Source organism: Pseudomonas sp. NPDC089408, assembly GCF_044749445.1.
In the GTDB taxonomy this organism is placed as follows: Bacteria; Pseudomonadota; Gammaproteobacteria; order Pseudomonadales; family Pseudomonadaceae; genus Aquipseudomonas.
This window is the reverse complement of sequence record NZ_JBIVHY010000041.1, coordinates 1-1,013: the sequence shown is the minus strand read 5'-3', so window position 1 is coordinate 1,013 and position 1,013 is coordinate 1. Positions and strand designations below refer to the sequence as shown.

The window sequence follows — 1,013 nt, the reverse complement described above, 5'->3', positions numbered from 1 at the left end:
CTGAATCGCCCCTGGTTTCCTAGACACTCTCCAAGCTCAGGAAATAGCGTTTCTCATACTCTATTGGAGACAGCTGCATAGCACTGCTGTGTCGGCGTTTAGGGTTATAGAACATTTCGATGTAATCGAAAATATCACTTCGGGCTTCTTCACGGGTTGTGTAGATCTTTCTTCGGATCCGCTCCCGCTTCAAAAGCTGGAAAAAGCTCTCGGCTACGGCATTGTCGTGGCAGTTTCCCCGCCGACTCATGCTGCTGATTACATTGTTAGCCTTCAAGAAGCTTTGCCAATCTGAGCTACTGAACTGACTACCTTGATCTGAGTGAATCATCACTTGCTGCTGTGGCTTGCGTCGCCACACAGCCATCAACATTGCGTCGATAGCCAGATCGCTGCACATCCTTGGCTTCATTGACCAACCAATTACTTGGCGTGAAAACAGATCCAGCACTACCGCCAGGTAGAGCCATCCTTCATAGGTGCGGATGTAAGTGATATCTGTCACCCAGACCTTGTTCGGCTCACTAACCTTGAACTGCCGCGCGAGGTGGTTGGGCGAGGCCACTGTTGGTTTTCCACCGTAAAACCCTGGACGCCGCCGATAGCCCGTTTGCGAACGCAGCCCCTCCGCCTGCATCAAGCGCCCGACTCGATTTCGTCCGCATTCCTCTCCTAGCTCACGTAGGTCATCGTGAATTTTGCGGTAGCCGTATACACCTCCGCTTTCTAGCCAGGCGTGTTTGATCAAGCCAAGCAGACGTTGATCTTCTTTTGCTCGGGCAGATTGAGGCTCGGCCAGCCAGGCGTAGTAGCCGCTGGGGTGCACCTTGAGGGTTTGGCAAAGGCGCCGCACCGGGTAATCAGTCGAGTGCTTCTTGATGAAGGCGTACTTCAGCCGCACTCCTTGGCAAAGTACGCGGCGGCCTTTTTTAAGATGTCTCGCTCTTCCGTCACGCGCTTGAGTTCAGCGCGCAGCTTGCGCAGTTCGGCCTGCTGATCCTCGTCTTGCTGAC

Annotated in this window: 1 pseudogene; it reads right to left on the bottom strand. The window is 53.7% G+C overall.

The annotated features are described in order from the left end of the window. Window positions 1–19: 19 nt before the first annotated feature. A pseudogene (locus ACIP02_RS27320) lies at window positions 20–1,013 on the bottom strand (IS3 family transposase); the annotation flags it as partial.